The 12002-nt window shown below is 51.5% G+C and carries 10 protein-coding genes; 1 reads left to right on the forward strand and 9 read right to left on the reverse strand.

Features of this window, described 5'->3' with window-relative positions:
- The 9 genes from yejF to yeiP all read right to left on the reverse strand — a co-directional run bounded on the left by yejF (window position 1) and on the right by yeiP (window position 11021).
- On the reverse strand, window positions 1-1590 hold the full coding sequence (gene yejF, locus AAYN39_RS20850; RefSeq protein ID WP_000203612.1) for a microcin C ABC transporter ATP-binding protein YejF: 1590 nt from the start codon (window positions 1588-1590) through the stop codon (window positions 1-3).
- A gap of 1 nt (window position 1591) precedes the next feature.
- Window positions 1592-2617, reverse strand: coding sequence for an ABC transporter permease (locus AAYN39_RS20855; RefSeq protein WP_001137761.1), 1026 nt, complete (start codon window positions 2615-2617; stop codon window positions 1592-1594).
- Window positions 2617-3711, reverse strand: coding sequence for a microcin C ABC transporter permease YejB (locus AAYN39_RS20860; RefSeq protein ID WP_000501623.1), 1095 nt, complete (start codon window positions 3709-3711; stop codon window positions 2617-2619). Before AAYN39_RS20860 ends, AAYN39_RS20855 begins: the two co-directional genes overlap by 1 nt.
- Window positions 3712-3720: 9 nt before the next feature.
- Window positions 3721-5526, reverse strand: coding sequence for an extracellular solute-binding protein (locus AAYN39_RS20865; RefSeq protein ID WP_000561746.1), 1806 nt, complete (start codon window positions 5524-5526; stop codon window positions 3721-3723).
- Between the two features lie 106 nt (window positions 5527-5632).
- Entirely contained in the window at window positions 5633-7189 is a 1557-nt protein-coding gene (locus tag AAYN39_RS20870; protein ID WP_000957756.1) for a cyclic di-GMP phosphodiesterase, read from the reverse strand.
- 325 nt (window positions 7190-7514) lie between these two features.
- The gene (gene mepS / locus AAYN39_RS20875; RefSeq protein WP_000241015.1) at window positions 7515-8087 is read right to left on the reverse strand and encodes a bifunctional murein DD-endopeptidase/murein LD-carboxypeptidase; all 573 of its coding nucleotides are present in this window, start codon (window positions 8085-8087) and stop codon (window positions 7515-7517) included.
- A 413-nt stretch (window positions 8088-8500) separates the two neighbouring features.
- Window positions 8501-9220, reverse strand: coding sequence for a phosphatase PAP2 family protein (locus tag AAYN39_RS20880; protein WP_000178088.1), 720 nt, complete (start codon window positions 9218-9220; stop codon window positions 8501-8503).
- A 29-nt stretch (window positions 9221-9249) separates the two neighbouring features.
- Window positions 9250-10236 carry a GTP-binding protein gene (locus AAYN39_RS20885; protein WP_000169350.1) on the reverse strand — a complete coding sequence of 329 codons (987 nt, stop codon included), beginning with the start codon at window positions 10234-10236 and terminating at the stop codon, window positions 9250-9252.
- A gap of 212 nt (window positions 10237-10448) precedes the next feature.
- Window positions 10449-11021, reverse strand: a complete 573-nt coding sequence (gene yeiP / locus AAYN39_RS20890; RefSeq protein ID WP_001136822.1) for an elongation factor P-like protein YeiP — start codon at window positions 11019-11021, stop codon at window positions 10449-10451.
- A 324-nt stretch (window positions 11022-11345) separates the two neighbouring features.
- Between yeiP and AAYN39_RS20895 the strand changes: the two genes are divergently transcribed.
- Entirely contained in the window at window positions 11346-11600 is a 255-nt protein-coding gene (locus tag AAYN39_RS20895) for a YkgJ family cysteine cluster protein (RefSeq protein ID WP_001523448.1), read from the forward strand.
- The last annotated feature ends 402 nt before the right edge of the window (window positions 11601-12002 follow it).

Here is a 12002-nt window from a genome sequence, read left to right on the forward strand (position 1 = left end):
TCAGCTTAACGCGAGTAGCTGACGCGTATACGCTTGTTGCGGTGCGGTAAACACGCGCTCGCATTGCCCCTGTTCAACCACCTCCCCCTGTCGCAGCACGATAACCTGATGGCACAGCGCGCGTACTACATGCAGATCGTGGCTAATGAAGATATAGGCCAGACGGTGCTTTTGCTGGAGCGATTTCAGGAGGGCAAGAATCTGCGCCTGAACGGTTTTATCCAGCGATGAGGTCGGTTCATCCAGAATAATAAGCGACGGTTTTAAAATCAGCGCCCTGGCGACGGCGATACGTTGACGCTGGCCGCCGGAAAACTCAGCGGGGTAACGATGCCGCGTTTCCGGGTCCAGGCCGACTTCCATCATGACCGCTTTCACCTGCTGTTCGCGCTGCGCGCCTGAAAGCGTAGGCTGGTGGACGCGCAGGCCTTCTTCGATAATTTGCAATACGTTTAAACGCGGGTTTAGCGATGAGTTCGGGTCCTGGAATACGACCTGGATACGGTGGCGAACAGGTAAAAGCTGGCGGCGGTTTAACGTATCCAGCGATTGACCGTCAAACACGATGCGGCCTTCGGAGCGGATAAGCCGTAACAGCGCCAGACCGGTGGTGCTTTTTCCCGATCCTGACTCGCCGACCAGACCCAGCGTTTCGCCTGGATGCAGGGTGAAACTGATATTGTTAACCACCACATTATGATCCACGACGCGCTTCAGAATGCCTTTGCGGATTGGGAAGGCGACGCGCAGCTTGTCCACTTCCAGCAACGGCGCCTGCCCGGCGGGGAGCGGAACCGGATCGCCAGTGGGTTCGCTGTTGAGTAGTTTTTGCGTGTACGGATGGGTCGGCGCGGAGAGCAGCGTGTCGGCGCGTTGGTTCTCTACGCACTTGCCGTGTTGCATTACCGCCACTGAATCCGCCAGTTTTTTTACAATGCTGAGGTTATGGGTGATAAACAGCAATCCCATATTGAGCTCACGCTGGAGTTCCCGCAGTAGAGATAAGATCTGCGCCTGTACGGAGACGTCGAGGGCGGTGGTCGGCTCATCGGCGATCAGTAATTCCGGCCGTGTTAACAGCGCCATGGCTATCATGACGCGCTGGCGTTCGCCGCCGGAAAGCTGATGCGGATAATCGCGCAGACGCTGGCTCGCCTGGCGGATACCGACCCGATCCAGACAACCGATCATCTCCGCCCTTGCCGCCTCCCGACGCATTCCCCGATGGAGCGACAGCACTTCATAGAGCTGTTTTTCCAGCGTATGCAGTGGGTTAAGTGAAACCATCGGTTCCTGAAAAATCATGGCGATTTTATTGCCGCGTACGCCGCGTAGCGTCTGCTCGCTGGCATGAAGCAATGATTCGCCGTGAAAGCGAATATCGCCGGAGAGGTAGACGGCGGGAGGGGTAGGCAAAAGACGCAGAATGGAAAGCGCCGTCACGCTTTTTCCTGACCCTGACTCGCCGACCAGCGCCAGCGTTTCCCCGGCGTTCACCTGTAACGAAATGGCGTTAACGACAGGGCGCACGTGCTGTTGCTGACGGAAACCTACCGATAAATTTTCAATCGCAAGCAATGGAGATGTCATCTTATACCGCCTTAGCAGGATCAAAGGCGTCGCGTACCGCTTCGCCGATAAAAATCAGCAGCGATAGCAGAATGGCGACAGACAGAAAGGCGGCGATCCCCAGCCAGGGAGCCTGTAAGTTGTTTTTCCCCTGTAAAAGAAGTTCGCCGAGAGAAGGGGAGCCAAGCGGCAGACCGAATCCCAGAAAATCCAGCGACGTCAGGGTGGTGATGGAACTACATAAAATGAACGGTAAAAATGTCAGGGTAGCGACCATCGCATTAGGCAACATATGGCGCAGGATAATGTCACGATCGCTGACGCCAAGCGCCTGCGCGGCGCGGATATAGTCAAAATTGCGGGTCCGTAAAAACTCGGCGCGCACCACGCCCACCAGACTCATCCAGCCAAACAGCACGGTTATGGCCAGCAGCCACCAGAAGTTAGGCTGCACTACGCTGGAAAGTAAAATAATCAGAAACAGGGTCGGCATCCCCGACCAGACTTCGATGAGACGTTGCCCCCATAAATCGACTTTGCCGCCATAATAGCCCTGTAGCGCGCCCGCCAGTACACCCATGACGCTGGAGCAAATCGTTAACATCAGGCCAAATAAAATAGAAATGCGGGTGCCGTACAGGATGCGGGCGAAAACGTCGCCGCCATTCGCATCGGTGCCCAGCCAGTTTTTCGCCGAAGGCGGGGAGGGGAAAGGCTGCGTGGTGGCAAAATTAATGGTATTGGCGCCAAAGCGTACGGGGGCCCACAACACCCAGCCCCGATTCTCAAGCTGCCGTTGTAGCCAGGGGTCCTGATAGTCTGCCGTTGTCGCCAGCGGGCCGCCGAAATCGCGCTCGCTGTAATTTTTTACCAGCGGAAAATACCACTGGCCTTCATAGCGCACCAGCAATGGCTTATCGTTAGCAATCAGTTCCGCGCATAAGCTCAGGCTGAACACTACCAGGAAAATCCATAGTGACCAGTAGCCCCGGCGATTATGGCGGAAACGCGCCCAGCGGGCCTGATTGACCGGGCTTAATCGCGGCATTATCGTCCCTCAAAATCAATGCGTGGATCGACCAGCGTATAGCTGATATCGCTCAGGATATTCAGTAATAAGCCAATCAGGGTAAAGATATAAAGCGTGCCGAACATCACCGGATAGTCGCGCGAAACGGTTGCTTCATAACCCAGCAGCCCCAGGCCGTTGAGCGAGAACATGACTTCAATTAGCAACGAGCCGGTGAAAAACATACTGATAAAAGTGGCGGGAAACCCGGCGATCACCAGCAGCATGGCGTTACGAAAAACATGTTTCCAGAGAATGTTTTTTTCACTCACGCCTTTAGCGCGAGCGGTAACGACATACTGTTTACGCACCTCGTCGAGAAACGAATTTTTCGTCAGCATCGTCAGGGCGGCAAAACCGCCGATGACGGTCGCCAACACCGGCAGCGTAATATGCCACAAATAATCGGTGATTTTCTGGTACCACGGTAACGTGTCAAAGTTGGCGGAGACCAGGCCACGTAGCGGAAAGATATCGTAGTAGCTGCCGCCGGCAAAAAAGACGATTAATAAAATAGCGAACAGAAAGGCGGGGATCGCATAACCAATAATGATAAACGCGCTGCTCCACACATCAAAGCGACTGCCGTTATGGACGGCTTTGCGAATCCCCAGCGGGATAGACACCAGATAAATAATCAGCGTGCTCCATAATCCCAGGGTAATGGAGACGGGAAGGCTATCTTTGATCAGCGTTAGTACGGATGCGCTGCGAAACAGACTGTCGCCGAAGTCAAAAGAGAGATAGTCCCGTAGCATCTTGAAATAACGCTCATGCAGCGGTTTGTCGAAGCCGTAGCGATGGGTGATCTCCGCGATCACCTCCGGATCGAGTCCCCGGCCGCCGCGATAATGGCTGTCGCTGATATTGCCGACGCCGGTTTGCGCATGACTGGCGCGAACGCCTTCGCCGCTGGCGCCGGGCAACGCGCCGCCCTGACCAAATTCAATCGCGGCAATAGCCTGATCGACAGGGCCGCCGGGAGCGATCTGCACGATAAAAAAGTTAATGGTAATAATGGCCCATAGCGTGGGGATCACCAGTAACAGACGGCGGATAAGATAGGCACCCATTGATTCTTACTACCTCCTGGCTGCCGGTAGCTTGGCGGCTTTGTTGACATCATACCACCAGGTATCTAACCCGATGGTATATACCGGGCGAATCGCCGGATGGGAGAATTTATCCCACCAGGCGAGCCTGTCTTGCGCCATATACCACATCGGCAGCATGTAATAGTTCCAGGTCAGCACGCGATCCAGCGCCCGTCCCAGCGGCACCAGTTTCGCTTTATCACCCTGCGCTGCGATAATTTGCGCGATCAGCTTATCCACCACCGGGCTTTGTACGCCGGGAGCGTTATAACTGGAGTCAATGTATTCCGACGCCCATGAGATTTGTAGATCGGAGCTGGGCCAGGGCATCGCCCGCCATAGCCTCGGCATCATGTCATAGTCGCGGCTACGCATCCGGTTGGTGAGTTGAGAATTATCAACCTGACGGATAGTCATCGTAATGCCCAGACGCTGAAGATTATGCTGGAAGGGCAGAACCCACTGGCTATTACTGCTGGCAGGAAGGAGAAGTTCAAACGTCAGAGGCTTACCGGTGACGCTATTGACCCGTTGCTGTCCGTTGATCACCCATCCGGCCTGCGTCAACAAGGCGTCAGCTTTAAGAAGATTTTCGCGATCGTAGCCGTCGCCGTTAGAGACCGGCGGCTGATAGATCTGAGTGAAGACTTCAGGAGGAAGATCTTTTTTCATCGGCGCGAGTAATACCAGTTCGTCGGCGTCAGGATAATTTCTGGCGGCGTACTCGGTATTCTGGAAGTAACTGTTGGTTCGGCTCCAGGCATTATAGAACAGCGCTTTATTCATCCACTCAAAATCGAAGGCCAGGGTGACGGCTTCACGTACCCGCCGGTCTTTAAATACCGGGCGCTGAATATTAAAGGCCAGCCAGCGTGTGTCCTGCGCCGACTCGTTTTTCTGCTCTTCTTTAATGATGTAATGATTATCGAAATTTTTACCGATATAGCGCGTTGCCCAGTTTTTAGCGTCGTTTTCCAGCCGTAGATCAAATGCGCCCGCTTTAAACGCCTCGAAAGCGACATTGTCATCAAGGTAGTAATCGTAGCGGACAGTGTCGAGGTTAAAACGTCCACGATTGACCGGCAGATTAGCCGCCCAGTAGTTTTTGACGCGTGAATAGACAATGTACTGGCCCATTTTCCACTGAGTAATCCGGTATGGCCCGCTGGCTAAGGGCGGCGTTGAAAGTGGATCGCTGAGTTTGTGATTTTTCCAGAATTTTTCGGGCATGATCGGTAGTGAAAACAGACTAAGCATGTCTTCTTTACCAGGCTTCGCCAGCTCAATTCGCACGGTTAAAGGCGCAATCGCCTTCACGGTAGTACCTTTATAGACCAGACGGAACTGCGGTACGCCTTCGGTCATAAACTTATGAAAGGTAAAGGCTACATCGCGGGCGGTAATGGGCGTGCCATCGTGAAAACGAGCGCGGGGGTTAATCGAGATTTCCACCCAGGAATAGTCGGCGGCATAGCGGGCATGGTCGGCAATCAGCGGGTAATAGCTTCCGGGTTCATCATCCGAGGTGGTAAAAAGCGTATCGTAAAGGGCTTCGGTACGTACGCCGGGATTGCCGCGCAGCGAATAGCGATTGAAATTATCGAACGTACCAATGGCGGAAAGCGTCATCTGACCGCCTTTCGGCGCAGCAGGATTCACATAATCAAAGTGATCAAAGTTAAAAGCATACTTAGGTTCGCCGAGTACGGCGAAAGCGTAGCTTTCTTTGATTTCCTGGGCCTGGGCGCCAGCGCTAACCAGTGCGACAAGCAGAAGCATTACGCGCGCAATCATCTGAAGGCGGTTTCCTTATCGTATTGCCCGCTGCAAACCGGCAGGCGTTTCGCTGAATAATAAGTGACGTTGCGTCTGATGTGAATCCGTTAAAACCGTAAGGGGACTACCATTCAGGCACGGAAGGCGCCGACATCCACAGCACGAAATCTTTTAGGGGTAAAGGACGGCTAATCCAGTACCCCTGCAAGTAATTAACACCGTGATCGCGTAGCCAACGGGCCTGCTCCGGCGTTTCAACGCCCTCGGCCACCGTCAGCATATTCAGGCGTCTGGAGAGCGTCAGCACGGTATCCAGAACCGGAGACGTGACGGTTTCCGTGCCGATCGCCTGGATAAAGCCGCGATCAATTTTCAGATAATCTAAAGTAAATCGCTCCAGATAAATCAGGGCGCTATGGCCTGTACCGAAATCATCTATAGCGATTTCAAACCCGGCGGAATGCAGCCATTCGAACAGTTTGGCCGCTTCATACTGCTGAAGCATATTGCGTTCAGTGATTTCCAGCACGATATGAAAATGGTGCGCGGGCAGGGCGTCCCTGAGCCGGTGCATATCCTCTTTAAAACTGTCGCTGTGCAGATGTTCCGGCGCGATGTTAATGCCAAATTTGGCACCGACGGGCATCACCTTCTGTAGCGTGGGTGCGTCGCGGGCGATCAGCTCGAACAGATGCTGCGTTAACGGTACGATAAGTTGCTGCGCTTCGGCATAGTGGATAAAGGCATCCGGCGGAATCTCGCCTGCCGTAGGGTGACGCCAGCGCAGTAAGACTTCAAGCCCGGTGACGCTTAGCGTACGAGTATCGACGACGGGCTGATAAACCACATAAAACTGCTCGTGTTTGATCGCCGTTAAAATCTCTTTGCCCGGTCGCGTCCGGAGGGCATAGATAAAGTAACAGATAAACCCCGCTACGATGCCGCTAATGCAGCCCAGCATCAACGCATACCACAAGTCATTGTAGGTCCAGCTATCGGCATAAAGCTGTATTTTAAGCGGCAGGCCGTTGATAGTTGCCTGTCGTGAAGGCGTGCCCGGCAGCTCCGCGACGGTCAGCAGACGCGAAGAAAAGGTCGACAGCGCGGTATTGCCGACAATCAGCGCGATGCCGTTAAAATCGTCCTGGCGCGTGGTATAGAGTAAGTAGGGCGTCAGGTTAATATTCAGCGATGTGAATACGCCGCTGTTATTTAATAATGGGTTTCGATACCAAATCACCATTGTCGGTTTGTTGGGCATCATTGGCGTGCCGGGCAGAATCGCCATAGCAACGTCTTTGCGGATATCTATATCCGGTACCAGTTGCTGAAGCGGCATATTCATGGCGCCAGTGGCGGAAGAGCAGAACACTTTTTTATCTTTAATCAATAAGAAGGCGCGGACATTAAGGCTAAAAGCGGCTCTTGAGGTGAGTTCTGCGCCAACCTGCTGACAGGTGTTGATCGTCAACGGCTGAAGAATATCGGTGGTGGCTTTCAGGTCGGCGAAATAGCTGGCTAGGTAATGTTGTACATCAGAAAGGAGCGTATTGTATTTAACATCCCGTTTATGCCACGACAGGAAAAATTGCAGGCTACCAATAAGTAATGCTGCCGCTATCCCCGTAATGATACAGGTAAGCAGGATTTTCCGACCGGAAGAGGAGTCGCGTGTAAGCATAATTCCTGGTGTGACCTGAAAAGGCAGATGCCGGTTAAACTGGTTGATTTATAAGACTATAGCCTGGATTACCCCGGATAGTCATGCTTTTCTGTGATGCGCAGGAAAGCGTATTGTCGCAGTAGTCGTTGGCGGAAACGACCTGAATGTCTGATGGCGCTATGTTTATCAGGCCTATGTTCGTGTGTTGTAGGCTGGATAAGAGGCGACACGTCGCTATTCGGTAAAACGGGTTCAGAAGGGATAATAAGCAAAAGCACTGCTGAAGCAGTGCTTTTTATGTCGTCTCATCAGGTAAGCCAAGGGAGGTGCTGCCTGATGAAGATTAACTGCGGCTCAGAACTCGACGCGCTTCATTGTAGCGTTTTTTCCAGTACGGTTCGTTCATACTGGAGATAATGACGCCGCTACTGGTAGACGCATGGACAAATTGGTTATTGCCGATATAAATACCGACATGACGGCCAGTGGAACCGGCGCGGAACAGAACCAGATCGCCCGTACGCAGGTTATTGCGTGAAACCGCTTTGCCCATTTCCTGCTGTTCATAGGTTGAACGCGGAAGCTCTAAACCAAACTGTTCGCGGAAGGTGCGCTGTACAAAGCTGGAACAGTCGACGCCTTTCTTAGTGCTGCCGCCCAGGCGGTAACGCACACCTTTCCAGTCAGCATACTGATCCATAATCCGCGACTTAACGTCGAGGTTACGCACCATATTTTCAAATTCATCCTGAGAGGCTTGCAGTGAAGAGCTATCGCTATTGCCCACAGCATGCGTCTCAGAATGCATATTCTTTGCGGTATTGGTGGTTGTGCTACAAGCAGAAAGCAGAACCGCAACTGCAATCGCAGGAATCCCGCGCAAAATATATCTCAAAATCGGTTGAGATTTGACCATGTTGTTTGTTTTCCCTTGAAGTCCTTAACGATAAATATCGTTATAAAAATGCCAAACGTGATGAGACTAATTACCTGCACAGCTTGAGACAATTCTTTGTGCACAAATCTGTGGCGGAACGCACAAATTTATTCGCAATGAGAATAATTATCTGGCGAGGCAAAACGAGTTTGAGATTACCCGATTGTTGCTGTCATTGCGAGCGATTTCGCGTGATTTTTTATAAGAATTTATGATACGAAAAGTGAGCTATCAGCACGGGTCAAATTAAGCGCAAATCGTTTAAAAATCGTGCAACCTGTTCATTTTGCAGAGGAATAATATTACCGAAAAATGATGGGCTGGGGGAATATCATCATAAATTACCTTCAACGATGTAAAACTATCGCTGAAGGCAATGTTAATTGTATGGGTTATTTGTTTAAAATTTGTTTATTTCCGCCCGGGAGATAATCCTCAAAAAGCGCTATCGCCCGGTCGCTGAGCGGGGTCATCAGCCACCAGGGGAGGCCAATCAAAATAACCGTGAGCGACCCAACCACAATATCGGTGAACCAGTGAGCGCCAATCATAACGCGCGGAAACGCGAAAACCACAAATATAATAAGGGCGATAATCCCCGCCGTTTTGCCGAAATAACGCAGCATAAAGGCGGAAAATATCAGCAGCATCATACCGTGATCGCCTGGGAAACTGTCTTTTGACGCGTCTTTTGTCGGGATGTGCAGCAACTCGCTGACGCGATAAATATGCTCAAAAGAGAGCGTTGGACTGGCGCGCTTGACGGGGATCAGCGCCTGACCGAGTTGGTTAAGCACCACCGCTGTTAGCAGCATGACCAATCCGATTATCACAATGCGCCGCCGGCCCGACGCGTCTTCTTTTAGCCAGAAACTGAGCATCAGTCCGCCCATCGCCAGCAGCGAACAGCCGTCAAACGCCCGATTATTGGTAATAGCGACCCACCAGAGGAACGCGTGGCTTTCCACCAGTTTCTGGTTAAAGAAGTGGAATATGCCGGAATCAATGGTGAACCAGAAACCGTGATTGACGGGAAGATACCATGACAAAAACAGCGCCAGACCGGCGGCATTAAGCAGAATTATCAAGGAATAGCGGGTTTTCATCGTCATTTCGCCATAGTTTTTAAACGGTGGCAACCTTACGCGTGCGTCGCTAAACGAAGCTTCAACAAGGCCGTCTGTAACGTATTCCAGTCGGTTTCTGTGTTTGAGATAAGTTCAACCCGGCTATCCGGCGGCGCGACACTCTGTGTTTCGATGTGCAGGTCATCGCCCTGGCGATTGATGCGTACCAGCCCCTCTTGTATGCGCATAACGCCTTTCACCCGGCCCACCGGCGCCAGACGAGCCCATTCGAGTAGGCCAATGGTGTCAAACACGGTATCGGCATCGAAAATCCAGCCGCAGGCCTGATGACCCTGTCCGCTATTGAGGCTGCGTCGCCAGCGCTGCTGTGCGGGCAGATTTAGCGCGGCGAGTCCTTTTTTACTGGCATGAGTGTGAGAATGCGCGGCGCTGGCCGGCAGTTCCGCCAGATTTTGTCGCGGTAAATCCAGAAGCTTACCGTCTATCTGTCCATGTTCGGCATGAATCAGTTGACGATCGCCGCCGTACTGTCGCCACCACTGTTGCAGGGCGGCATCGCTCTGCGCCGTGGCGCGGTCGGTTTTATTGGCGATGATAATATCGGCTGAGGCGAGCTGATCGCGGAAATTTTCATTGGCGACGCTCTGTTGGTCCAGTAGCAGGCGAGGGTCCAGGATGCAGAGCGTGGCGCGTAAATCAATCCACGGCTCATAAACCGGCGCAGTTAATAAATCCAGAATCTGTTTTGGGTGCCCCAGTCCGGTTGGTTCAATCAGCAACCGGTCAGGTTTGCCCTGGCGCAGCAGCGTGTTGAGCCCCACCTGCATAGGCAATCCGTTGACGCAGCACATGCAGCCGCCGGGAATCTCTTTTAGCAGTGCGCCGCTGTCGGCAAGCAGCGCGCCGTCAATACCCACTTCACCAAATTCATTAACCAGGACGGCCCACTTTTCAGCCGGATCTTTATGAGCTAATAAATGAAGGATAGAGGTGGTTTTTCCGCTACCGAGAAATCCAGTAATAAGATTGGTTTTGGTCACGTCAGCTCCAGAATATTGATACAACATAACAACTTTTAATAATCCTGGCGAATAAACGTGAAAAAGAGAAGTGCTGAGTTGACGAAGTCGTGCTTCTGCCATCTTAAGAGCAGAAAATGTTAAATTTTTAACGTTTCTCTTGCCTGGTGCAGAACAGTCAATAAATAAAAGGGGCAGACTGCGCCCTGGGGCGCAGCCGAAAAATGTGAAACTTAATCCGCGCGCCCCATATAACGGCGCTCTTCGATATGAATGCGGATTTTCTCACCTGCGCTCAGGTATTCGGGAACCTGAATCACCAGACCGGTGCTTAATGTCGCGGGTTTGTTACGTGCGCTGGCGGACGCTCCTTTAATACCCGGCGCGGTTTCGACGATTTCCAGATCCACGGTCTGCGGAAGCTCTAGCGCCAGCAGTTGGCCGTCCCAGGTCAGAACCTGCATATCCGGCATTCCGCCTTCAGGCATAAACAGCAACTCTTCTTCAATCTGATCTTTGGTGAAGGTATACGGCGTATAGTCTTCTTTATCCATGAACACATATTCGTTGCCATCGACATAAGAAAAGTCAACGCCGCGACGGCTCAGGGTGACGGTATCAACGATATCGTCGCCTTTGAAACGTTCTTCCACTTTCAGACCGGTGCGGACATCGGAAAAGCGCATTTTATACAGTGTGGCGGCGCCACGGGCGGTAGGCGACTGAATGTCGATATCTTTCACAATCAGCAATTTGCCGTTGTAGTTCAGTACCATACCTTTTTTGATTTCGTTCGCTCTTGGCATCGAGGAGATCCTGTTGTAGAGATTATCTAAAATATCGCGTAAAACTACTCGCGCCGGGCCGTCCAGGCAAGTGGAATTGTCACTTTTGCTGGTGCAAAAAAGGTGATACTGTTCGCCCGCTTTCCGCTCCGCGTTCAACGAGAATACGCGATGGCATGTCGCCTGGAGGGGGGAAGTGTGCTGTGTTGTCCCTTCTGTTTCCAGCCTTGTCTTCGGAATGTCTGAGGACAGGCCTGATCATGATGACGTCCACATTTTAAATCTGGATTTTTCTTTGGACAAATTCTGTTATCTTTCATTTGGTTATAAATAGAGGGGCTGAGCATGGACTGTCGTAGCGGTTGTGGCGCTTGCTGTATTGCGCCTTCAATTTCGTCGCCGATACCCGGAATGCCGAATGGCAAGCCGATGAATACCAGATGCGTGCAGCTTTCGGAAGATAACTTGTGTCTTATCTTTGGCTCGCCTTTACGCCCAAAAGTGTGCTCTGGTTTGCAACCGACAGGGGACATGTGTTTAACGACCCGGGAAGAGGCCATTATTTATTTGCTGGAACTCGAACAGAAAACCTTACCATGAGCTAATAGCCTAATGGGATAGGCTCTAAGTCAGCTGTTTTTGATAAACGTGCAGGGGCTTACGTTATATCCCGAAATAGTCTGCAAAAGCTGCGCATCAAATTACCTCCTTTTACCATTAAATAGCGTAATACATGCTTCCCTTATTTCGTGTCTTCTGAAACGGTAGATGTCGCCGCTCAACCCCGTTGGTGCCTGAACGTGTACCGAACAAACCGTCACATAAAACAAAAGCGATCAATTTTATTTATATGATAGTTTTTATCTATTAAAAAGAGGAATTTTGATCGATTTTAATTATTTATAACGATCGATATCATTAGTTTGATAGTTTATATCTATCATTGATGTATTTACCGATCGATATAACCAGTGTGAATGTGTTGTTATTTTCCTTTAAAAT

The sequence above is a fragment of the Salmonella sp. K21076 genome (assembly GCF_039650795.1).
Classification (GTDB): Bacteria; Pseudomonadota; Gammaproteobacteria; order Enterobacterales; family Enterobacteriaceae; genus Salmonella; species Salmonella enterica.